The sequence below is a fragment of the Ruegeria sp. BE3 genome, from assembly GCF_056538865.1.
Window position 1 is genome coordinate 148,116 of the sequence record NZ_JBQFTW010000002.1, and the last position, 22,346, is coordinate 170,461.

Here is a 22,346-nt window from a genome sequence, read left to right on the forward strand (position 1 = left end):
GTGATCTCGAACGATAGGGAGGGGTCATGGGATTGGCCCTGACCGAGCTTACGGTCTCGCATTTTCGGTCGCACAAGCTGGCGCGGTTGTCTCTGGATGGACGGCCGGTGGCGATCCATGGTCCGAATGGGGCCGGGAAGACCAATATTCTGGAAGCGGTGTCGCTGTTTTCACCCGGGCGCGGGATGCGGCGGGCGAGTGCGGCTGAGATGACGCGGCGGCCCGAGGCGCTGGGATGGAAGCTATCCGGGTTATTGCGGGCGCAAGGACAGCAATACGAGATCGAGACCTGGTCCGAAGGCGGCGCAGCGCGGCAGGTTCGAATTGATGGCAAGGCCGCCAGCCAGATTGATCTGGGCAAGCTGGCGCGAGTAGTCTGGCTGATCCCTTCGATGGACCGGCTGTGGATCGAGGGGGCTGAAGGGCGCCGCCGGTTTCTGGACAGGATTGCGCTGAGTTTCGATCCCTCACACGCCGAAGCGTCCCTGACCTATGAAAAGGCGATGCGCGAGCGAAACCGGCTGTTGAAAGAACAGGTGCGCGATGCCCATTGGTACACGGCTTTGGAAAGTCAGATGGCCGAGACGGGGCATCGGATTCACGCCACGCGGTTGACGGCGTTGGAGCATTTGCGCGAGGCACAAGATCAGGCGGAAACGGCCTTTCCTTCTGCCGATCTGGAGCTGGTGCAAACCGAAGGGGCGATGCCTGAGACGGCGGCAGACTTGCGCGAGGCGCTGAACGAAAGCCGGTTCCGCGATTTAGCTGCTGGCCGGACATTGGTAGGCCCGCATCGATCAGACCTGTATGGGGTGTTCGCTGCTAAAGGCGTACCTGCCAAGGATTGTTCTACCGGCGAGCAAAAGGCGCTGCTGGTGTCATTGATCTTATCGAACGCACGGGCGTTGGCCGGGATGGTGGGTGCACCTCCGATCGTTTTGCTGGACGAGGTGGCTGCACATCTGGATGCTGGGCGACGCGCGGCGCTCTATGATGAGATCTGCGCGTTGGGCGCTCAGGCCTGGATGACGGGCGCCGGGCCTGAGCTATTTGCGGAACTGGGGGATCGGGCCCAAACGCTGGTTGTTACCGAAGGCGATGAGGGCTCGGTCGTGGGCTCTTAGGCGGGCTCGCTGACTTTGCGTTCCCACAGGAAGCTGCGCATGACCTGATCGACCGGAGTTTTGGCCATGTGGTTGACGTAGTTCGACATGGTTTTCTGCGCCAGACCCAGAACTACGTCCAGAACTGCACGATGTGAGTAACCAGCGTCGAAGAACGCCTGCAGCTGTTCCTCGGTCGGGTTGCCGCGGGTCTCCATCACTTGCAGGGTGAAAGTGCGTAGCGCTTCAAGCTTGGCCGATGGCAGCGGCGTTTCGTTGCGCAGCGCTTCGGTGATCTCGTCCGAGACCTTCATCATCTTGGCGATGCCAGTATGGGCGGGCACGCAGTAGTGGCATTCGTTTTCCACGTTGATGGTCTGCCAGACAACGGTTTTCTCGTCATTATCGAAATCGGTTTGCAGGAACAGACCGTGCAAAACCTGATAGCCCTCAAGATGCTGGGGGCTTTCCGCCATCACCTTATGCAGACCGGGCAGACGCCCGAAGGCGGCCTGAGACTTCTCCAGCAGCGGTTTGGAGGCTTCAGGGGCGGATTCAAGGTCGTGGGAAGGGAAGTTTGCCATGTCAAAACTCCTGTTTCTGGCGGGACGACTCACATTTAGGCTTTATTGAGTGATCACTCAAGTATATATTTGAGCGAACGTTCAAGAATTGGTGACGACAATGCCCCGCAAACCTTCGTATAACCGCGATGCGCTGATTGCGCAGGCCAGAGATTTGTTCTGGCGCCAGGGCTGGGCCGGAACATCACTGAAGGATCTGGAGCGCGAGTTGAACCTGAAGCCGGGCAGTTTCTATGCTGCTTTTGGCTCCAAGGATGCGCTGTACGCATTGACGCTGGAGCGTTACGCGCAAGATGGCGTGGCACGTTTGATGGCGATGGCGGAAGAGATGGGGCCGCTAGGCGCGTTGAAAGCACAGCCGCATGTGGTGGTTGACGAAAGTGAGATGCCTTCTCGGGCCTGTATGTTGGCGAAGACCTATGCGGAACTGCAGGCCAAGGGGCATGAGCTGGCGGACAAGGCCAGTTACCATATGACCGAGATGAAAGACTGCTTCGCCACCCTTTTTCGAAGAGCGCAGGCAGCGGGGGAAATCGGTGCTGAGCACGACCCCGACCGTCTTGCCGCGCGTTATCAATCCGACATTCTGGGCCTGCGTTTATCGGCAGAGCGCAGCGATGTGAATGCAACGGAAATCGCTGACGATATCGCGTCGGATCTGGATCGACTGTGATCAGCTAAAAACAGCACCCGGCGGCACAAAATGTTGGGGGATGGCGTGACATTCCCCACCAGAAAACGTATAACATACCAAAATAATATAGGTACTAACGGCATGTCCGAAGACGCACAGGCACCCCAGGAATACGGCGCAGATTCCATTAAAGTTCTCAAAGGCTTAGAGGCTGTTCGCAAGCGCCCGGGCATGTATATCGGCGACACGGATGATGGTTCGGGTCTGCACCACATGGTGTATGAGGTTGTCGACAACGGAATTGACGAAGCTCTTGCAGGTCACGCCGACCATGTAACCGTCAAAATTCACGCCGATTCCAGCGTTTCAGTCAGCGATAACGGGCGCGGGATTCCGGTGGATATTCACCCGGAGGAGGGTGTGTCGGCAGCTGAGGTCATCATGACCCAATTGCATGCTGGCGGTAAGTTCGACAGCAATTCCTACAAGGTGTCGGGTGGCCTGCATGGTGTGGGCGTTTCGGTGGTAAACGCTCTGTCCGATTGGCTGGAACTGCGCATCTGGCGTGCCGGAAAAGAGCATGTCGCACGCTTTGAGGGTGGTGAGACAGCGGAACATTTGAAAGTCGTGGAAGAGTGCGGCGACCGCACGGGAACCGAAGTGCGGTTTCTGGCATCGACTAACACGTTCTCGAACCTTGAATACTCGTTTGAGACGCTAGAAAAGCGTCTGCGCGAGTTGGCCTTCCTGAATTCGGGTGTGCGGATCATCTTGATCGACGAACGCCCGGCGGAACGGCTGGAAACAGAGTTGTTCTATGAAGGCGGCGTCAAGGAATTCGTAAAGTACCTCGACCGCTCCAAGACCCCGGCCATGTCGGAGCCGATCTATATCAAGGGTGAGCGCGACGATATCGGCGTCGAAATCGCCATGTGGTGGAATGACAGCTACCACGAGACGGTGCTGCCCTTCACCAACAACATCCCGCAGCGCGATGGCGGCACTCATGTGGCTGGATTCCGGGGCGCGCTGACCCGAACGATCAACAACTATGCACAGTCCAGCGGCATTGCGAAAAAGGAAAAGGTCAGCTTCACCGGTGACGATGCGCGCGAAGGTTTGACCTGCGTGTTGTCTGTGAAAGTGCCTGATCCGAAATTCTCGTCGCAGACCAAAGACAAACTAGTTTCGTCCGAGGTGCGCCCGGCGGTCGAAGGTCTGATGAACGAAAAACTGGCCGAGTGGTTCGAGGAAAACCCGAACGAGGCCAAGGGGATTGTCGGTAAGATCATCGAGGCGGCTCTGGCCCGTGAGGCAGCGCGCAAGGCCCGTGAACTGACCCGCCGCAAGACGGCGATGGATGTGAACTATCTGGCGGGTAAGCTGAAGGATTGCTCCGAGAAAGATCCATCCAAGACCGAAGTCTTCCTGGTCGAGGGTGACTCGGCTGGTGGTTCGGCGCAAACGGGCCGGGACCGGCTGACGCAAGCCGTTCTGCCGCTACGCGGGAAAATCCTGAACGTGGAACGCGCGCGGTTTGATCGGATGTTGTCGTCTCAGGAAATCGGCAACCTCGTGATGGCGCTGGGCACTGGCATTGGCCGCGATGAGTTCAACATCGAAAAACTGCGTTACCACAAGATCGTCATCATGACCGATGCCGACGTGGACGGCGCGCATATCCGAACGCTGCTGCTGACCTTCTTCTACCGGCAAATGCCAGAGTTGATCGAGGGCGGGTATCTCTACATCGCGCAACCGCCGCTATACAAGGTTTCTCGGGGTAAATCAGAGGTTTACCTGAAAGATCAGGCCGCGCTGGACGATTACCTGATCAATCAGGGCGTCGAAGGGGCGGTGCTGAAACTCGGCTCAGGCGAGGAGATCATAGGTCAGGATCTGACGCGCGTGGTCGACGAAGCCCGTCAGTTGAAACGCGTATTGGATGCCTTCCCAACCCACTATCCGCGCCACATTCTGGAACAAGCTGCCGTGGCAGGGGCCTTTGTGCCAGGGGCGGTCGACGCCGACCTGCAAGGCGTGGCCGACAAGGTGGCGGCCCGTCTCGACCTGATCGCGCTGGAATATGAACGCGGATGGCAGGGTCGGATCACGCAGGATCACGGTATCCGTTTGGCCCGTATCTTGCGCGGTGTCGAAGAGGTCCGCACGCTGGATGGCCCCATGCTGCGTTCTGGTGAGGCCCGCAAGACCGGCAGCTTCACGCAAAGCCTGCAAGAGGTCTACAGTACGCCAGCCACCCTGATCCGCCGTGACCGTTCACAGATGATTCACGGCCCGCTGGATCTGTTGCGCGCCATTCTGGAAGAGGGTGAAAAGGGCCTGTCTCTGCAGCGCTACAAAGGTTTGGGCGAGATGAACCCAGATCAGCTGTGGGAAACCACACTGGACCCGGACGCCCGAACTTTGTTGCAGGTGCGGGTAGACGATATGGTTGAGGCAGACGATCTGTTTACCAAGTTGATGGGAGATGTGGTCGAACCGCGCCGCGAGTTCATTCAGCAAAATGCACTGAGCGTTGAGAACCTCGATTTCTGAGGCACTGTGGGTTTCCCCTTGATAAATTGCCGCGCTATCAAGCTTCAGAACACGAATGCGATATTGCATCCGCAATCTCAGGCACCGGTCCATTGGTCCTAAATGCCGAAACCGGAAGCAGACCCCCGAGCGACGTCGGTAAATTCGTTCATTTCTTAGCTTCTGGGTTTCAAGCCAGCCGTACAGGCAAGCTCGGAAAAACGAAAATTCCGAAGACCGTTGAAGACGCGGTTCGACTAATGGCGCCGGTCGAATCCCTTTTGGCAAACTGGCCGCATGGTTTCGAAAATTATGTGAAAAAGCTGCTGCATGAAGGTGATCCCGATGCAACTTCTGCTCCTGAGCGGCTTGGCAACTGGTATCAGCGCCTAATGCGGTTTCGAGAACCGGAATACGATGTGTTTAAGGACGCAGTGGCACGTGTGATCGAGAGAGAATTTAGTGGCTTCCATCCGGGTCGTTTGGCGTCTACTTCATTGAGAGAGTGGTTGCCCGCAACGGAAGCGGCACGACAACTCGGAATTTCTGCACAGCGTCTCGTTGCGGCAGTCCAGAAAAAAGAGATCGCTGGCAAGATCAGTCAACGCGGATTTGGACATAATCAAACAGTCGTTCCCAAATTCGAAGTTCTCAACATTGCAGCAGATCGTCGGCGCTTCTGGAGCGCGGCAGAAACATGTGACTATCTGGGAGTTGGACGTACACAATTCCAATTTCTCAAAGAACTTGGTGTGGTCGGCGAAGTCCCAGTTTCAGATCGGCCACCGCTCGTGGATGGCCGGTTCCACTCGAATTCTGTAGAGGAACTTGTCTTTAAGATTAGAGCATCGGCCACTGAATTGACGGGAGAGGCAGTTTTGTTCAAAGAGCTTACGCTTAATCGAACAACTGACAAGACGGCGCTGAAGAAGCTCATTCGTCTCATTTGTGAAGGTTCTATCGCTGCTGAATTGGAAGATCAGGATGTCCTACTCGGTGATTTCAGGTTCCAGAAATCGGACGTCGAAAAGGTTCTGCGATCTGAGCGGCACTCGTTGGACTGGACTGCAAATGATGTCGCGAAGTTAACGGGTTGGAAGGCTCAGGCGGTGACACATTGGTGCAAGCTGGGCCTGCTCGGATCTCGCAAAGTTCCGCACGGCCCTAGCGATTCTTTCTTGGTCAGACCACAGCAGCTTGTGATTTTTCAAAGCGAGTACATGCCCGTCGCGACACTGGCGAGGTCAAGAGGTACAACATCCCGAAAGCTACTGTCCGATTTTGAGAGCAAAGGGATTGAGACACATGGCGCGCAAATTGAAGGCAAGACGACGCGAGGGCACCTAGTAAAACTAAGTGACCTGGCTTCGCTGCTGTCTGAGGCCGCCTAGTGCTCGCCTGCACCATCCGAAAAGAACACCACTGAAATGCGCTGTCCAATTGCAGGTTCATGGTCGCGTGAAACCTGTTCAGCTTCCTCGATGACCCGGACCATCTTCTCATGGATCTCTGCGGACGCCTGATGATCGCTTTCGAGCTTTTCCAGGATAACTTGAAGCGCGATGTACCCCTTGGGAAGACCCTCATAGGCGAAGCTGTCACGCACTTCGTGTTTCGCTTTTTCCCAGAAGGGATCAAGCTCACGGCTCCACGCCTCACACACCATTTCCACGGCGGGCAGGGACAGATGGCCAAACAGTTTCTGATCACTGAGTTCGATGCCACCTTTGCGTCCCATGAATTCGGCGCAGGCTTTCATTAGGCTCTCAACGCGCGCCGGGCGTAAGTCCCACTCGGTCAGCTTGCCGATCTGCACTGAAATCGTCTCTAGCGCTTCAGAGAGATCTTCCAGTGACATGTGGGCGTGCTCCATACCAAGGCTTCTGGTCCGTTCGTATGCAGTCTCCAGCGATTGGACGCAGGCTAGCTGGTCGCGTTCCAGTATTAGGCCTGGCGCAGTATCCTTAAGAAGCAGCAGGCGAGGCGGAAAGAAGCTATTGCTCTTGCTAAGTCCTTTGAGATGTAGCGCCGTGAATTTCTCACGGGCCGATAAGAGCGCCAACTCGGCGCCCCAGGTGCCCTGGATTTTGGCCTTGTCGATGAGTTTGTAGCGGTCTTCGGGGATTGTTTGCTTGGTGCGTTCCAGCACGTCGTGAAAGTTATTGTCGCGAAGCCGCCGCGGGGATCGCAGATATTCAACAACACTATCGAGGATCAGTTCTGCGTCTTCGGTGCTTTCTTCTAAGACGGCGTCGATCAGCTCTTCCCCAGCCAAAGTTCTATAGTTCTCTATGCGCTGGGCGATTTTTTCGTCAGATGCAAACTGACCTACTGGCACATCAATAAGGTGATAATTGACGACCCCGAACTCACTATCGATCCTGTCGATCCTACCCAGACCTTGGATGAGCTCTTTCAGGTTCGAGGTCAGACCAAGCAACACCAGCGTGTCTGACGACTGAAGGTTGATACCTTCAGCCATTTTGTAAGTCAGAAAAACCGAGGCAGATCCTTTTGGTTCGTTCTTTCCTCCAGGTCGGAAGTAAGACTCAACGGACTTGCCCTGTGTGATACGCTTGAAGCTGTCGGGGCCACCTCCAAAGATCGCCTTCACGGCGCGATCTTCACCCTTGGTTTGGTTTCCCACGACATAGTTGGTGTGGTGGCCTTTGCGCGACAGTGCTTCTGCAAAAATCTCTAGTGTGTCCGTCCGTTCTGCGAGAAAGACGACTCTGTCTTTTTCATTTTGTATTCTCAGGCATGCCTCATACCGCTTCTCATCAAGCTCCTTGAGAACACTGAGACCCAGTTTTTGGTTTAGCGCGTCGCATTTCTTTGTGGGTTCAGGCGCTTCTATTCCCAATGCTTCGAACATGTCGGACTGGTCGCGGTGGGGCACCTTTTTCTTCGATTTTCCGCCACGCTCGAAGTCGCGAAGCGATTTGCCAATAGCTCCATGAGACATCTCCCAATGGGCCTGGGCGGCGCTCACGCGCAAAATGTTCAAAAGGTTGCGGATGTAGAGTTGGTCCTGGGTGCTTTGTTGCGTGCTGACATGCCCGAACCGGCTTTTCTCGACAGCGGTCACCCTACCGCCAGGCGCAAGTTCTTTACAGAGTGCCACAATCTCATCCAGGCGCGTTTGCTGAGGCTTTGTCACCTTAAGTTTCTTCGGGCGCCCGTGGTTTTCAAGTTTCGGGTAACTGTGCTTCTTGGGATCTTCGTCCTCACCAATGCATCGCCTTTGTCTGCGTGTCAAAAACGGAGAAACAAGTTGCGCGAGTTCGGTGCGAGCCTCTCGCGTGAGCGTCGTGTCGGGTTCTGACAAAACGGCCAGTTGTGCATCCTGGTTGAAGATATCTTTGGGAACGTGGGTTTCGCGCTCGAACAACTCACCCATGGCCTGAATGAAGGTTGGGGTCATGAAAATGGACGCCCTCTTCTCCTGCATATGGGTCAACCAGTCGACATCCCGGTTCCCGAGCAGCGTTGCTGACAGACAGACATTCCAGCTTGGTGGGGCAAGTTCGATGGCTGAAGCCATTTGAGATGCTTGTTCAAAGCCTGGTGTAACCGTGTGGCTTTCATCGATTATCAGAATGCCAAACTGATCGAGCCTGAGCCCAGATTTTTCTTCATCGCCAGCGCCGCGGAGGTGTTGTTTGGCAAGTTTGCTATTCGCGACAGGTTGGAGCGAGTTTGTCGAATACTTGCGCCAACTGGGAATAACTTTGGGCGGGGCAATTACAGCCGCATTTTTTCGCGCAACGCCATGGACGGGGGAGCGGGGCACGACTTCTGAGAATGTTTCTGACAATGCTTCGGCCAGGTGACAGCCGATCTCTGTCTTTCCTGAACCGGTTGGCGCTTCTACGAAGGCGATGCCATGGTCATAGACGATGGAACACGCCTCATAGGTCAGCTCCTGTTGATAGCCAAACAGCGTATGGCTCGTGATCTCTTTTCGGGCGCCAGTGAGCCAGGGTTCAAACCCCTTTTGCTCCGAAATTGTTCGCGCCATCGCGTCTTCAGCGGTCACCGGTTTGATAAGCTGATCGAGTATCTCCAGCGCCTCGGTATTCCAATCGACAGACACATCCCAAGCCTGCTCGGCGGCTTCTGTGCGTTCGACCTGAAGTTCATGCGTGCCCGCATCCAGGTCATCGGCATACTCGATGTTTCTGTAGAGCCCTGAGTAGGAAAAGTTTGCGGACCCGGCGACGGCACCTTTTGGGGAACTGACGATTTTTGAGTGTAGCCGCCGATCCCCAGATATACCCAACTTGCGTTTGGCGAGCTCCGGATCGAAGACACGCAGATCAATTTTCCCGGTTTTGATGGCGTGTTTTGCCAGCACTGCGATGAGATCGTGATCTTCTTCCACTTGAAGCCCGGAGCGCTCCAGCCAGTAGAGTTTCATTTCTTGGGTGACTGGTTTGGGGTTTGTCAGTCTTTTGGTATTCGCAGTGTCGATCCCGAACGATATCCGGACCCGGATATCGCTGTCGTTTTCCAGATCCCTCAGCTCGGGCAATTCCTTCATCAAGATCGACAGCGAAGACAAGAAGTCCTGATACCCGGTGACAATCAGACAATCCCCGGAGGTGATGTGGGGTCGATAAAGATTGATGACCGGCCGGTCGATATTGGTGCCGACCTTCGCAACCGGTTCGGCATCAAGCTCGCTTGCGGGCTTTTGATTTGCTTCGGTGAGCTGCTTTGGCTTGGAACGCAGCCAATCAGGGAGTGAAAACAATGAACAAGTCTTGGTTTAAGGACACTTAGTCTAATAGTGATACTGCGGGCATCGTCCTTCAAGACGTCACCGGAAGAAACATTCGTTTTCCTGAAACTGTCGGAAATTCGCACCGGTTTTGTGGTAGAAAGCCGGGATTTCGAGATTTAACATAAGTCGCAATTATAGAGCGTTTGGGCTCTCGTCGGCCAACCACCGCCGCACGAGAAAAACGGCCAGTCGTGAGTACACTTTCAGTGGTTACCTTGAGCCCAAGGTACAAAATGTTTCACCGGAAACTAAGGTCAGCTATGCGCAGTAAGCGGACTTTGCAAAGTCTTTGGTACGGGTAGCAACAGAAGCCTATTTTCGCAGTATTCCGGGCCTACCCACAATGCCTCGACGAGAGACGAGGCGTTCCTCACCGCCTGCAAGGATGTAAGGACATGACGACACGCACATCGAGCCAGCTAGAACGGCTGTAGAAAGCTCAGCACCTCTCACCTGCTTACCAATGGACAGTGCCTCGGAAACCACTCCTCCCGGGCTGTGGAGAGCCACAAGGTCGGCGATCATTAATTCTACTGCCCTGAATGCATCCGCCCAATGGCATTTTCAAAGCGGTAGAAAGAGCATAACCAAACGAGTGAACCCACGCATCAGCATGAATACTAATGACGCCGTGATTGAGTTGGCGTTGCAAGGTCATGGGATCGGACGGCTTTTGTCGTATCAGGTGGCACCCTACATTGCAGATGGGCGGCTCAAGACTGTCATGAAGTCATATGAGCCACCCGAGGTTCCCATCCATCTTGTGCATCAAGAGGGTCGAACCGTGTCTGCGAAGGTACGCGCTTTTGTTGATTTTCGGTCGAACGTCTCAAATCGGATTCCCTTATTGGCCAGAACCAAACTCAGGCCTAAGCGCAAGACCAACAATTAGGCAATATCGCGTTATTCAGCCGCCGCCGCGGATGAGGCGGTCCATGCATTTGGGACAAACGCATCATCCAAAGCCGTTTCCGCCACATGGTTCGTATAGTTCGACAGGATTTTCAACGCTGTGCCAAGGATGACTTCCAGCATGGTCTGGCGGGTATAGCCAGCCGTCAGAAACGCCTCGACCTGTGCGTCGCTGGGCCAGCCTCGGCTTTCGTTGATCACGATGACGAATTTGCGCAGTGCTTCCAATTTGGGGTCGGCGATAGGGCTGCCATCGCGTAACGCTGCGATCACGTCTTCGGGGACACCGGCCATCTGTGAAAGAGTGGTATGGGCGGCCATGCAGTACTTGCACCCGTTCAACCGGTTGTTAGTCATAAGGATGATCTGGCGCTCAGTCTCTGACAGGCTGGTCTTTCCAAAGATGTTGGAAAGTGTCGTATAGCCTTCCAAAATTGCGGGCGCTTCGGCCATGGCCGCATAAAGGTTGGGCACAAAACCATATCCTTTCAGCGATGCTTCCAGAATTGGTTTCGCGGCATCAGGGGCTGAGGCGATTGTATAGGTCTCAAAATCAGTCATGTCTGGTTTCCTTTGGGAAGAGTTTTCGACGCTCGCGAATTGTCATTGCGGACAGGGCGTCTTGGAGAAATGCCGGCCTTTTGGGGAGGGGAGAGGCAGCGGTGGCTCCGACCGGCAAAAGCCACCAAATTCCTCGATCAAAGGCTGCTGACAGGCGTGTGGTGGATGTCTGCCCACTTGGCATGGGCGCCTTGGATCACGGTCTCTTTGTCCTCAAGGTATTTCTTGAAGATGTCCTCATTCACAAAGAGATAGAGCTTGTTGTCCACGATATCGGCATACCGAACATCGCCATCAAGCTTCTTGCCTACATAGACGCCAAAGGCGCAGAACCCGCCGAATTGAGGCAGATGTGCCGTCGGATCCGCCTCGAATGTGGCTTGCGCTGCCTGCGACGCAAAATAGTAGTCCACTCCATCATGGGCCGATGTAAAAGTGGCGTTGCCCATTTCGGGTTTTTCGGCTTCAAACATCGATACAGGATCGACGCCATGCATGCCGAGGGGCTGCCCGGTCAAGGTAAGACTGTTCGAAACGTTGTATTCATCGTCAGCCAATGCCGCCGCCGCCAGGGCGAGAGTCAACGCTGTTGTAAGTGCGGGAAATGTAAAGATGCGTGTCATGATATGTCCTTTCAGGATGTCGGGATCAAATTTGAAGATCGATTTGGGTCAGGCCGATTGGCCAATGCGCTCAACCGCGTCGTCGGTCCACCAGACGCCGTTGGCGACCATTCGGAAGTTGATTATGGCGGCGAGATACCCGTCACCTTCAGGCACCTTGGCCCCGGCTGTGGCATCGCGAACGACAGCGACTTCGTAGCCCAGCTCCAGCAGCTCGTAGAGATGCGCCTGCGTACACAGGTTCGCCGACATCCCCGCGAGGATCACCTTGTCGATCTTGCGTTTACGCAATTGCAGGTTCAGGTCATTCTGAGCAGGGCTATAAACCTTGTGTGGCGAGCAAATGATGGTTTCGCCATCCTCGATGTACTTCTTGTATTGCGGCATCCAGTCGGCACCTGAGCCCTCGAAGTTGTCCAAATTGAGCGGTCCCAGGCGGTCAAACATGCCGATGCTGTGCATCGTGGCTTCCAGAGTGCCCTCGAACTCCCACTTGTGGTCATGCGGGTAGTAATAGTGGGGCGAGATGAAGACCGGCATCCCCGCAGCCTTGGCGGCAATGAAAAGCCGTTCGATATTATCGACCGTGCCCTGTTCGGTCACGCTTTCGCCAACGACACCCCACGTCACACCGTCTTCTGACAAAAAATCAATCTGGGGGTCGGTCACCACAAGCGCAGTACGCCCCGGCTCGATGGTCATGTCGATTTGGGGAAGGCCTGGATTTTCCGGGTCAGCATAGTAGGCGCGTGCTTCGTCGGTCGCGGCAAGGGCCTGCCCGCCAGCCACTATTGTTGTACCTGCCGCGGCCGCACCGGCGGCTTGTTGCAAGAGTCGCCGGCGCGCCATATCAACGCGTTCGGGCGTGACGTCGCAAGCGCAGCTTGCTCCATGTTTGTGGTCATGATTGCTCATTGCAAATTTCCTTTGTCTGAGAGGGGCAAATGGGTTTGCTTTACTCGGGAGCGCCCCAGGTGGATCTGACAAAGAAGAAGTTAGGCGCCACATCGATTGAGGTATCGGCCCGCCCTGCCAAGGTTTTGGCCGAACCTGCCATGTGGTCTTGAGGTGTGTGCCTAGTCGGAGGTCGCCTGCTGCCTGAATCGTGCCGGAGCCTGGCCAACCCAGCGCTTGAAGGCGCGGCTGAACGTGCTCTGTTCCGAAAACCCGGTCATAAAGGCGATCTCGGCTATGGAAGCCTTACCGTCACGGAGCAGGTCACGAGCGAGTGCAACTTGTGCCTGACCAAGAACGTCGCGATAGGTCAGCCCTTCTTCGGCCAACCTGCGGTAAAGAGTGCGCTCGCTCATTCCCATCTCTTGGGCGACATGCGCCGCCTGCGGTGCGCCGTTACTTAGGGCTGGCGTAAGCCGGTGGACAATTGCTTGGCTCAGTGAGGTGTCGTCATCGCGAGAGTTGAACTCCTCATCCAGGTGCTTCGTCATGAAATCTGACAAGCCCGGATCGCCAAGACGATTTTCGCTTTCCAGCATAGCAGGGCGCATAGCAATGGCGTTGTGGTCAGTACCAAATTGCACGGGACAAGCAAAATGCTGGGCGTAACGTTCATGCTCTTGTCGGCACGCATGTTTGAACGCGACATATTCGAGCGACAATCCAGCACCCACAAACCGATACATATTCCGTGCAAAGGCGGCAAGCGCGCATTCGTTGCGCAATTCCAAGGCGGCGCGATGTGGCGTTTGCCCTTCAAATATCCAAAGGACCGGATCGCCGGTTTCGTCAAGTCTGTAAACTGCGGTGTCCGTGACGAGACGAAAATAACGTTCAATCCGTTGCAAAGATTCCCGCAAGGTGGGAGCTGTCTTTACAGCCAGGCCAAGGACGCCGAGATCATCGGTCGCAATCGCGTTCGCATAGGCCTCAACCAACGCAACCTCATCCGCTTGTTGCGCACGAATCCAATCTATCAAATCGAAATACGCATCATCCGCCAATTGGCCGTCTTGAGCTTCTGGTAAACGCAGCACGACAGCGCCATTCGAAATCAGGGCGCCATCGTCGTTCAGCGTCATCCCGGCGGCGTTGGCCATCGCGCGGGCGAATGCGTAAGTTACACTTGCCATACAGTGAGATTAGCACTGGAATGCTCTTTCACACCAGATCGTCCCACCCAGTGATAGGTATAATAAATAAAGACAGCCTCGATCTTCGGGCGCTTGAGGATAAATGCGCCAAACTGATAAAACTCGTCATCAGGTTTTCTGAACGGTATCGTCCGAAAGCGTGAAGAAGCATGCAGTCATAGAGGTCATGGTAGATGGGCGAAATTTTTATATCTGTGCTGCTGCCGCTCGCAGTTGTTGTCATCATGTTCTGCCTTGGCCTCGGACTCACAGCGGCTGACTTTCAACGCATCGGACGACGTCCACGTGCCTTTTGCGTCGGGGCTCTCAACCAGATCATTTTGCTGCCTTGCATCGCTTTGATGGTGATCTTTATCTTTGGGATTTCCACCGAGACAGCCGTTGGCATTATGATTTTAGCGGCCTGTCCGGGCGGGGCGATCAGTAACATCGTAACCAAGCTTTCGAATTGGGATGTTGCTTTGTCCGTTACTCTTACAGCAGTCTTCAGTCTGACTTGTGTCGTTACCGTACCGCTTATCCTGGGGTTTTCGATGCAGATGTTCATGGGGGCAACTGCGCCCGCCATCGACATCTCTTCGACGGCTTTAGCAATGTTTTTTTTAACAGCTTCTCCAATCCTAGTCGGGGTGACCGCGCGGTCATTGGCGCCGCGTATTGTAGCCGCTGTCGAACCAGTCTTTAGCAAGGTCTCTATGCTACTTTTTGCGCTGGTCATTGGAGGCGCGATCATTTCAAACTGGGTGGTGGTCGCGGATAACTTCCTTAGGCTTGGACCCGCACTTTTGGTTGTAGGTGCGTCACTCACGTTTATTGGCATCATGAGTTCAGGGATGCTCGGATGCACAGACATCGAGGCGAAGACGATTTCAATTGAGACCGGCGTTCAAAACGGAGCTTTGGGGATCGCAATTGCCACCTTGCTGTTGCCTAACACCAATGGGTTAAGCGAATATGCCATCCCATCCGCAATTTATAGCGTGGTCTGGATCGTAACAATGTTGCCTGTGTTCGCTTTCCTTGCGCGAAGAAGCCCAATTTTATGATCCTGACGCCTATTTGCCAGCTCTGATTATGGGCTGGGCCAAGTCCCTTAGTTTCCATGCCGGAGCGCCATCTGGTCAAAGAGCGATCAAGGAGCTCCCAAGCCCTCTGTGGAACGGCCGCTTTGGCGATTTTCCCTGTTGGAGGGGAAAACTGTTGCCGCCAGTGCGGTGGATCCTGCGTCAGCGAAGGTGTAGACTCCAAGGTCAGTTTTGTCCGCAAGGCGGAAGTCACCACGCTTGGATGTGAAGCCCCGGTTTTGAGCTCAATCCATCCTTTGAAGACTTACGAGAACGGCTCAAATGAAATTGCCTTTAACCAAACGACGAACTTGCTGGGGTCTCGTTAGGCAAACCTGCCGTTCGTAGTGTTCCAACGGAAATTCTGTGCGGAACCCGGATTTGCGTTAAGGTTGCGTACACATCGTTGCTTCCTCATTTTGAGACGAAGTGATCCAAAGCAAGATTGAAAGAGAATTGAATGAAACGCCTGTTTCCATCTCTGCCCGAGAACGCGACACTGGGAAGTGTTTATCAAGCCTTTCCGGACAAGCTTTCTCCGCTTTGTGCGTACGAAAGCTTGGTGATGAGAGGAGAGAGCGACCTATCGGTTGCCCAACGTGAATTGATTGCAGCCTATGTCTCGGGCTTGAATGCTTGTGCGTATTGCCATGGCGCACACATCGTTTTCGCCAAAGCCTACGGCATTGAGGTCGAGACAATCGAGGCACTGATGGAAGACCGCGATACGGCACCAATCGAAGACCATCTCCAACCGTTACTGGCATACATTGAAAAGCTCACCGTCTCGCCATCGCGAATGACAGAAGCCGACGCAAATGCGGTCTACGCGGCAGGCTGGTCAGAGAGCGCGCTGTTCGATGCTATCCAGGTCTGTGGTGTCTTTAATCTCGTGAACCGTTTCATAGAAGGAACCGGTGTCCAGAGCCCTGGCAACGACCCAAGACAAGCAGACGAAGCCACTTTGGATCGATACCGCAGCGACACTTTCTATACCGATTTCGGACGAGAGAACGGCCTCGACATCCCTTGAATTGATGTTGCTCGAACTTTCGAACGACGACAAAAAGCTGGCCCGATATCGCGGCAGAAGCGGCCTTATCTCCCGAGGTTAACCAATACGTCGATACCAGTCGGCGCATTCATTTATTGTTGGTGGATCCATGCTCAAAACTCAACGATCCATCCTGCTTTTCTTAGATAACCCAATTTCTGATAAGTTTTGGAGACTTGTGGTCTTTGTAAGGGGAGCGAGTTGCTTAAATTTGACGCTGAAACAACGAAATTACTTGAAATCGCCTATCAAGGCGCAGAACTGACGCGGCGAAGACAGGCTTCATTTGATGCGCTGTGCCCGGCTCCTGGTGAAACTATTTTGGACATCGGTTGTGGCAACGGGATGTTAACAGTTGAGTTGGCCCGGGCAGTTGGCTCGGATGGCTATGTCATCGGGATCGACCCAAGCGCTGACATGACGGCAGCTGCTAGAGAACGGTGCAGCGACTACGCAAACGTGGAGTTTCGTGCTGGTGCCGCAAATAGCTTGCCCATTGAGGATGAGAGTGCTGACAAGGCCGTCTCGGTACAGGTCTTTGAGTACATCGAAGACGTAGACGGTGCGTTGGCTGACACGCTGCGGTGCGTCAAACCCGGCGGGCGCCTCGTCATCAGCGATCTACACTTTGGCAGCTTGATCTGGTTCAGCGATGAGCCCGACAGAATGCAAAAGATGCTGACTTCCTGGAACCAGCACTTTGTGAGTGGTTCCCTCCCGGAAAGACTGCCCGCACTGATCAAAGCGCGTGGCGACCATGTGGAAGATGTATTGTCGTTCACAATGACAGATCACCAGTTAAAGCCTGATGGCCTCGCAATCATGATGATGCACCTCATGAAGCAATACGCTGTTGCAAATGATCATGTTGACCCCGCTTTTGCACTATCGTGGTTTGACGAACAGTTCAGCCTTGCAAAAGTTGGGCGCTTCTTCTTTTCGATGACCCAATTTATCGTCGTGGTGCGCAAAAAGGATTGATCGTTCTACAACGCGCCCCTTGACCTCGGCTGCGCTCGCTAAACCATCTTATGGAGCAGGGTTGGTGGCTGACTGTTGTCTACCGTCGCAACTCGAATGCCAAGAGTTAGGGCCGCCTCGAAATCAGTGTTGCAAATACCTGATAGCCAAAAAGTGTGCGCTCTCTTGCTCGACGGCGATACTCGGCGACCAATCCATTGTGCAGATCCTCTCCAATTTCACCGCGTTTCATTAGCACCTTTCCAGTCTCTTCGACCCAAGGGAGCATTTGGTCGTTGTCCAGAATGCTTCTGCTTTGAAGACTGAAGTCTTCAACTGTGAACCCCGCATTGGAGGCCAGGCCGCGCAGCTTGGCGACAACAAATGGGTCGGTCACGAACTCGTTCACAAATATCTTGGCGCAGGCGCCCAGGGGATCGTTCGGCATGTTTCCCAGTGACGCTTTCGAAAAGTCAGCGTCACACACTACGAGACACCCCCCCGACCGAAGGACGCGCCCTGCTTCGGCTAAAAGAGGTGCCGGATCTTCCACATGGGTAAGCACTGTGTGCATTATCACGTTATCAACTGAGCCATCATCCAGGGGAAGCGACGCTCCTCCTGCGACCTCAAACTCCACATTGTCGTGGCCCCCAACCCGCGCCCTTGCTTCGGTCACAAAGCCTACAGACGGCTCGAAACCAATAACACGCGCGGGTTTGGCCTTCTCCGCAATGCGGCGCGTGACAGCTCCTGCACCGCATCCGACTTCAATCGTTAGGCTATCTTTCGCAAACAAAAGTTTGGCCAGATAGTCTGAAACGATCTTTTCCATTGTGGGGTCGGCCTGACGCGCGTCCATCGAGTCGGCAAATGCGGAAATGAACTCCGCTCCCGCAGCATCTACATCTTGAAACGGATCAGCCATCCCCACCAGCCTCCAATACTGCTCAGTATTCTCTACCAAAAATCCTAGCATCACCTGAATCAAGCACAAGCCGTGCCGAAATGCTTAACTTGGGGCAAATAGGAGGTTTATGCCAAGGGCAAGGAGCTTCAGTAAAAAGCCCTGAGCGAACCTCGTATTCAGGCAGTTGGAGTAGAGGGCCGCATCATCTATCGTCGAACGCATGTCGAACAAGGGGCAACAGTTGCAACGAAGGTTGGCGGCAATTCTAGCCGCGGATGTCGTTGGGTATTCGGCGCTTATGCACCAAGATGAGCAAGCCACAATTCTAATGCTTGATCACCTGGAAAGCGACATCTTCGCCCCAACGATAGCAGGCCAGTCAGGTCGTGTCGTGAAAAGCATGGGCGATGGTTGGTTGGTGCAATTTGACAGCGCGGCGCGAGCTGTAACCGCAGCAATCCGGCTACAAGAGCAGTTGGCTGAACACTCGTTAATGAACCTGCGGATCGGCGTTCATGTGGGCGATGTCACAGAAAAAGGTGACGACATTCTGGGCGACGGCGTGAATATTGCCGCTCGGCTTGAGAGCATTGCGCCAACCGGTGGCATCGCAATTTCTGAACCCGTACACTTGAACCTTGAACACACTCTGGCAGACGCATTCAAAGCTGTAGGGAAGAAGAGGCTTAAGAACATCCAGCGCAGCCTGGATGTGTGGATTCACGATGGACCACACCTGGGTGCATCGCAAAGCTCGCCTTCTTTCACAGAGACGAGCTTGCCAAAGTTATCCATCCATCCTGTCACGTGCAGCGACCAAAGCACTGAGTTAAAGGAAATGGCCGCGGCTCTCACTTCAGATTTCGGTTCTTATTTTCGAACGATCAACTGGTTAAACGCAGCGATATCTTCCACAGAACCATCAGAGGGATATGCACTTCGCGGTGTGTTGCGTGGACACGGCGACCGATTGCGTCTGGAAGCCCGCTTAAGTGACTCTTCTAGTTCTGAAATCTGGACCCAGAAGTTCGACGGTTCGGTCGATGCCATCTTTGATTGGCAGGACGAGGTCGTGGAAAAGCTATTGGATGCGGTTAGCGGAATCTTGATCCAGTCTGAGACCGCAAAGCTCTCCGCGTTGCCAGAAGACGAACTGACAGCCGAGCAATGCGTTTTGATGGGCATGATCGCTTGGTCGGATGCCGGCATCGGCAGCTACGAAGAGGCGCTATCGTACCACGCCAGGGCCATAGAAACCAAACCAACCCTCGCGGCGGCCTATGCGGAAGCTATTTGGACAATGAATGGCGCGAGCACCTATGATCTTCGTCGCGAACTGTCATCCTACTATGAGAAACTGCCAGACTGGATCGAGGCCGGACGACACATGGCGGGGCAAAGCCCAACTCTTGATCTGAGTGTCGCTGTGGCTGACTACAATGTAGACAGAGATGCGGATCGGCTCTCCGTGGCGCTTGAGCAAATCCGGCAAAGGGCGCCATTGGATGCCCGTCTGCATTTGTTTATGGGGTGGGGGTACAACTGGGCTGGGTTTCCTAAAATGGCACTAAGCTGTTTTCAGACGGCGCTTCGGTTGGGCCGATATGGTGCCGTTTTCGTGGGGGCTTCCGGAGGTGCTGCCACCTCTTGCGTAATGCTTGGTCGAGACCGCGATGCTATCGCCTACGCAGAGGCAGGTTTGCGCTTTTCAAAGAACTATGCCCCGCTCCACAGCACGAGGGCTGCTGCTCACGCAATGCTTGGGGAACCTGAAGAGGCGTCTGCTGCTTTGACGCAAATGCTGCAAATGGAACCTGGTGAGACGATTTCGAAGTGGCGTAGCAACGTGGACTATGGTGGCTCTGAAGGCGCTGAACGTTACTTTGAAGCGCTTCGCAGGGCAGGGTTGCCAGAATAGCAGTGCCGGAACCAAGTTGAGTTGGTTAATTCGAAAGCTTGTTAACGCATCTTTTTTACTAAAAGGCTCGGATTTGATTGTCCGCTTCGGGCTGCGACCAGTCAATCATGCAAGCCGCAGAGAACGGAAACACTGAGCCCACTTCGACCGATGCTGCGCATCGCACTGACGTCTGCTCTTCAAGGGTGGCCAATAACGTGACAAAACCAGATGCGGTTTTGCCAAGGGTTTGCGGCACAAGATATTTCAGGGATTCTGTCGGGGCGGTTATGAGGGACAAAAATGACCGTTACCGCCGGTGACACACACGGTTGAGTTTTGGCACATCCTACTATCTAGAGAAGGCTTGGAACGAGCCCGTTTGAGACCTTGGGTTCGTATCGCAAGTGGATGATCAAAGCATCTTGTTGAACGTGTAGTTGAATCTTAGTCTCGGATCTTTTTTGCATGAGTATGCATTCCGACCAATATTGGAATTGAAAAACGTAGCAAAAAGAAAAATAACTATATCAGTTCTGATCAAGCCAACCACCCACGAGCAGAAGTCTTCTCCAGTTCGGCAAATCTGAAAAAAGTTGCAATCGTATTCGAACTTGAAGTAGTAGGTGATCAGCTTGTTAGCCGGATTGCCGAATAATTGGCAATTTTCAAGAGTTACAGATCAAATCAGGAGCTGGGTTTTGGAGTTTGACTTTGTGGTTGTTGGCGCGGGGTCAGCGGGCTGTGCAGTAGCTAGCGGCCTCGCCGAAGCGAATATTGGGACGGTATGCGTTTTGGAAGCCGGGCCCACGGATGCCGTCCCGCAGGTGAAAATACCGTTTGGGCTTCTTTACACAATGGGGAGCAGCCGGGACTGGAAATTCAAATCGAAGTCCCAACCTGGCGCGGCAAATCGTATTCTGGACGTTAACCGCGGCCGAATGCTGGGTGGGTCCAGCTCGATCAACTCGATGGTTTGGTTTCGCGGTCGTCATGACGATTTTGACAACTGGTCGGTGCCAGGATGGTCGTGGTCGGACGTCGAACAGGACTACGAAGAGGTCGAAGCCCGTATTGAACCGCGCAGACTACCGGAGCCGCATCCAATTTCTGAGGCATTCGGTCGATCGTTTGGTTCGAATGGCTTTGCGCCTCCTACACCGGAACACGAAAGTGCAGGCGTCTTTCACACAAATATGCGAAACGGCCGGCGTTGGTCCGCAGCGGACGCTTTTCTTCGCCCTGCAAAACAGACCGGCCGATTGGAAACGATAACGGGAGCCAATGTCGATCGGATTGAATTTGAAGTAGATCGCGCCAGACACGTTGTTCTCGTAGACCGAAGGATTGTCACCGCACGGTGCGGTATTATCCTAAGCGCTGGAAGCATTGGGTCACCCGCGATTCTGATGCGATCTGGCGTCGGCCCAGCCGCTCATCTCCAAGAACTTGGTATCAACGTCCAAGTAAATGCGCCGGGGGTAGGCAAAAACTTGCACGACCATCCAGCTTGCGGCGTTCATCACAAGGGACCAAACTCCGGCTACGGCCTGACGGCGAACCAGGCTCTGGCCTGGGCAGTTTCACCCTTCCACTGGCTCTTGCAGCGGCAGGGCCGCATGACTTCCAATTTCGTTGAGGCCGGTGCATTCTTTCGAGCGATGCCCCCAGGGCCGGATGGCGACATCAGGCCGGACGTACAGACCCACTTCATTCCTTATATGATGGGTCATAAAGGCCGTTCGATCACACTTGGTTCGGGCTACTTTGCGGATGTTGGCGTGTGTCGACCCTTGTCGCGAGGCCAACTTTCACTGGTATCAAAGGACCCGCGCATTTCGCCCGAGATCGATCTTGGCATCCTTTCCGATCCTGCCGACGTTGCTGTTCTGGTCAAAGGAATAAAGAAATTGCGGCATGTTCTTGCTGCCGCGCCGTTTGAGTATATGTCAGCACCGGAGGTATATCCGGGTGAGTGTGTGGTTACTGACGCACAGATTGCTGATTATGTGCGATCTCACTGCGGAACGGCTTACCACCCAGTAGGAACGATTAGCATGGGAGTCGATGGTACAAACCCAATCACGCCAGATCTGAACGTTAAGGGTATTGATGGCCTTTGGGTGGCCGACGCCTCGATCATGCCAAAAATCACTTCGGCAAATACAAATGCTCCGAGCATGATGATCGGACACAGGGCAGCCAAATCTATCCGTGTTCAAATTTCAACTACTTAAGTTGGGCCATGACAAGAAACGTGACTACCGCGCGAGGTAATCCGGGATGCAGCATAAATCTGCAATAAAATGCTTTCGGAAAGTAAACACAACCGCCTGGCTGATACGAGATATCAGAATGCCCACCATTGGCAGAATGTCTGCTCCCACTTGTTGCAGATCAAACATCAGTATCGGTTTACCTCCGTCTCTTATTCCGCACACAGGCCATAATCCCCCTGCCAGTACCTATGGATCAAAAAACGCCCGTTTCTTTTCAGATGTCTGGAAGCAGACATTGGGGCGTATACAACGAAGGTTCGCTTTGTCCCGCATCTCGGCAGTTGCACAGTCTTGTTGCGAATGTCCGGTTTGGTCTGAGAGTGGGCATAGATT

17 protein-coding genes are annotated in these 22,346 nt (G+C 54.2%); 10 read left to right on the forward strand and 7 right to left on the reverse strand.

The window, feature by feature from the left end; all coding sequences use genetic code 11:
• The first annotated feature begins 26 nt into the window (after positions 1–26).
• On the forward strand, positions 27–1,124 hold the full coding sequence (recF, locus tag ACR0AZ_RS08130) for a DNA replication/repair protein RecF (RefSeq protein WP_480667194.1): 1,098 nt from the start codon (positions 27–29) through the stop codon (positions 1,122–1,124).
• On the opposite strand, the gene ACR0AZ_RS08135 is transcribed toward recF, so the two are convergent.
• On the reverse strand, positions 1,121–1,687 hold the full coding sequence (locus ACR0AZ_RS08135) for a carboxymuconolactone decarboxylase family protein (RefSeq protein ID WP_480667195.1): 567 nt from the start codon (positions 1,685–1,687) through the stop codon (positions 1,121–1,123). The two genes, recF and ACR0AZ_RS08135, sit on opposite strands and share 4 nt — an antisense overlap.
• 100 nt (positions 1,688–1,787) lie before the next feature.
• Here ACR0AZ_RS08135 and ACR0AZ_RS08140 point away from each other — a divergent pair, with 100 nt between their 5' ends.
• The 3 genes from ACR0AZ_RS08140 (at position 1,788) to ACR0AZ_RS08150 (ending at position 6,250) form a co-directional block, all read left to right on the forward strand.
• Positions 1,788–2,360: a TetR/AcrR family transcriptional regulator gene (locus tag ACR0AZ_RS08140; protein ID WP_480667196.1), complete on the forward strand. Its 573-nt coding sequence runs from the start codon at positions 1,788–1,790 to the stop codon at positions 2,358–2,360.
• 102 nt (positions 2,361–2,462) lie between these two features.
• Positions 2,463–4,880, forward strand: coding sequence for a DNA topoisomerase (ATP-hydrolyzing) subunit B (gyrB, locus tag ACR0AZ_RS08145; protein ID WP_480471080.1), 2,418 nt, complete (start codon positions 2,463–2,465; stop codon positions 4,878–4,880).
• 26 nt (positions 4,881–4,906) lie between these two features.
• Positions 4,907–6,250 carry a hypothetical protein gene (locus ACR0AZ_RS08150; RefSeq protein WP_480667197.1) on the forward strand — a complete coding sequence of 448 codons (1,344 nt, stop codon included), beginning with the start codon at positions 4,907–4,909 and terminating at the stop codon, positions 6,248–6,250.
• On the opposite strand, the gene ACR0AZ_RS08155 is transcribed toward ACR0AZ_RS08150, so the two are convergent.
• Positions 6,247–9,615, reverse strand: coding sequence for a DEAD/DEAH box helicase family protein (locus ACR0AZ_RS08155; RefSeq protein WP_170380010.1), 3,369 nt, complete (start codon positions 9,613–9,615; stop codon positions 6,247–6,249). The genes ACR0AZ_RS08150 and ACR0AZ_RS08155 overlap by 4 nt on opposite strands.
• Positions 9,616–10,258: 643 nt before the next feature.
• Here ACR0AZ_RS08155 and ACR0AZ_RS08160 point away from each other — a divergent pair.
• A complete protein-coding gene (locus ACR0AZ_RS08160; protein WP_371813528.1) occupies positions 10,259–10,537 on the forward strand; it encodes a LysR substrate-binding domain-containing protein in 279 nt (92 codons plus the stop codon).
• 11 nt (positions 10,538–10,548) lie between these two features.
• Here ACR0AZ_RS08160 and ACR0AZ_RS08165 read toward each other — a convergent pair whose 3' ends face one another.
• The 4 genes from ACR0AZ_RS08165 to ACR0AZ_RS08180 form a co-directional block, all read right to left on the reverse strand.
• The gene (locus ACR0AZ_RS08165; RefSeq protein WP_170473744.1) at positions 10,549–11,118 is read right to left on the reverse strand and encodes a carboxymuconolactone decarboxylase family protein; all 570 of its coding nucleotides are present in this window, start codon (positions 11,116–11,118) and stop codon (positions 10,549–10,551) included.
• Between the two features lie 137 nt (positions 11,119–11,255).
• Positions 11,256–11,741 carry a YHS domain-containing (seleno)protein gene (locus tag ACR0AZ_RS08170; protein ID WP_170379992.1) on the reverse strand — a complete coding sequence of 162 codons (486 nt, stop codon included), beginning with the start codon at positions 11,739–11,741 and terminating at the stop codon, positions 11,256–11,258.
• Between the two features lie 48 nt (positions 11,742–11,789).
• Positions 11,790–12,656, reverse strand: coding sequence for a cysteine hydrolase family protein (locus ACR0AZ_RS08175; protein ID WP_058282012.1), 867 nt, complete (start codon positions 12,654–12,656; stop codon positions 11,790–11,792).
• Between the two features lie 161 nt (positions 12,657–12,817).
• On the reverse strand, positions 12,818–13,795 hold the full coding sequence (locus ACR0AZ_RS08180; protein WP_237217123.1) for an AraC family transcriptional regulator: 978 nt from the start codon (positions 13,793–13,795) through the stop codon (positions 12,818–12,820).
• 227 nt (positions 13,796–14,022) lie between these two features.
• Between ACR0AZ_RS08180 and ACR0AZ_RS08185 the strand changes: the two genes are divergently transcribed.
• From ACR0AZ_RS08185 to ACR0AZ_RS08195, 3 genes are all read left to right on the forward strand, one after another.
• A complete protein-coding gene (locus tag ACR0AZ_RS08185) occupies positions 14,023–14,895 on the forward strand; it encodes a bile acid:sodium symporter family protein (protein WP_170379994.1) in 873 nt (290 codons plus the stop codon).
• A gap of 478 nt (positions 14,896–15,373) precedes the next feature.
• The gene (locus ACR0AZ_RS08190; RefSeq protein ID WP_170379995.1) at positions 15,374–15,946 is read left to right on the forward strand and encodes a carboxymuconolactone decarboxylase family protein; all 573 of its coding nucleotides are present in this window, start codon (positions 15,374–15,376) and stop codon (positions 15,944–15,946) included.
• A gap of 222 nt (positions 15,947–16,168) precedes the next feature.
• Positions 16,169–16,948: a methyltransferase domain-containing protein gene (locus ACR0AZ_RS08195; RefSeq protein ID WP_170379996.1), complete on the forward strand. Its 780-nt coding sequence runs from the start codon at positions 16,169–16,171 to the stop codon at positions 16,946–16,948.
• 106 nt (positions 16,949–17,054) lie between these two features.
• Here ACR0AZ_RS08195 and ACR0AZ_RS08200 read toward each other — a convergent pair whose 3' ends face one another.
• The gene (locus ACR0AZ_RS08200) at positions 17,055–17,909 is read right to left on the reverse strand and encodes a methyltransferase domain-containing protein (protein WP_371813530.1); all 855 of its coding nucleotides are present in this window, start codon (positions 17,907–17,909) and stop codon (positions 17,055–17,057) included.
• A gap of 148 nt (positions 17,910–18,057) precedes the next feature.
• Between ACR0AZ_RS08200 and ACR0AZ_RS08205 the strand changes: the two genes are divergently transcribed.
• Positions 18,058–19,755, forward strand: a complete 1,698-nt coding sequence (locus ACR0AZ_RS08205; protein ID WP_170769018.1) for an adenylate/guanylate cyclase domain-containing protein — start codon at positions 18,058–18,060, stop codon at positions 19,753–19,755.
• A gap of 605 nt (positions 19,756–20,360) precedes the next feature.
• Entirely contained in the window at positions 20,361–21,971 is a 1,611-nt protein-coding gene (locus tag ACR0AZ_RS08210) for a GMC family oxidoreductase (protein WP_480667198.1), read from the forward strand.
• Positions 21,972–22,346 lie beyond the last annotated feature (375 nt).